Genomic DNA, 770 nt, shown 5'->3' on the forward strand with positions numbered 1-770 from the left:
ACCGATCGGCATGTGCACCGGGATGAATTTTGGTGCGACGAAACGGGCCACATAAACCATATCCAGTCCGTCCGGCTCCGTCAGGTTGACCGTCTCGCCGGTGATCTGATTGAGTTCGGCCAGGTAGGGGTTGGCAACGTCGACCAGAATGTCGGCCGCCAGGTAGTTGTAGCCAATCTCCATGACTTTTGGCGTTAGCTGGAAGCGCCGGCTTTGCGGGTGTGTGCGCACGTAGCCGAGCTCTTCAAGGGTATGGATCATGCGCTGCGCCGAGCTTTTGCTGATGCCCGCCACCTGGGCAATATCAGCCAGGTTCATGGTGCGCCGCGCTGCGCCAAACCCGCGAAGCACGGCCAGCCCCTTTTCCAGAGATTGATTGAAAAGAGGGTTGTTGTGATCACTCATGGTGTTTCCTTGGCTTTTGTACGGGCAGTGAATATCGATAAGCGATATTTATAAATCTCTTTACGATTTGAGCGAATTGGTTATAGTCGAAGCACGCTTTTTGTACCACAGGGCGCGACGGTTTTTTAGAGGCGTCATCAGGAATAATAAAAGAGATCACAGGGAGATTCGCCATGCAAAAACCATTTCAAGTGCTCACGCTTATGTGCGCAATGGCCACCGGTTTGATGGTGTCCGCCAGTGTCACAGCTGCACCCGTCTACAAAGTCGGTGCTACCGCCACAGGTATTCCGTTTACGTTCCTAGACATCAAGAGCGGAAACATCCAGGGCATGATGGTTGACGCGGTAGAAGCCGTCGGCAAG

At 53.5% G+C, this 770-nt stretch carries 1 protein-coding gene and 1 pseudogene; one reads left to right on the top strand and one right to left on the bottom strand.

Annotated features, from left to right (window positions below; genetic code table 11):
* The coding region (locus tag TU76_RS23950) for an IclR family transcriptional regulator (RefSeq protein WP_048352637.1) at window positions 1–405 on the bottom strand (405 nt) is incomplete at its 3' end.
* Between the two features lie 203 nt (window positions 406–608).
* On the opposite strand from TU76_RS23950, the pseudogene TU76_RS23955 reads away from it, so the two are divergent.
* A pseudogene (locus tag TU76_RS23955) lies at window positions 609–770 on the top strand (amino acid ABC transporter substrate-binding protein); the annotation flags it as partial.

Source organism: Pseudomonas psychrophila, from assembly GCF_001043005.1.
Taxonomy (GTDB): domain Bacteria; phylum Pseudomonadota; class Gammaproteobacteria; order Pseudomonadales; family Pseudomonadaceae; genus Aquipseudomonas; species Aquipseudomonas psychrophila.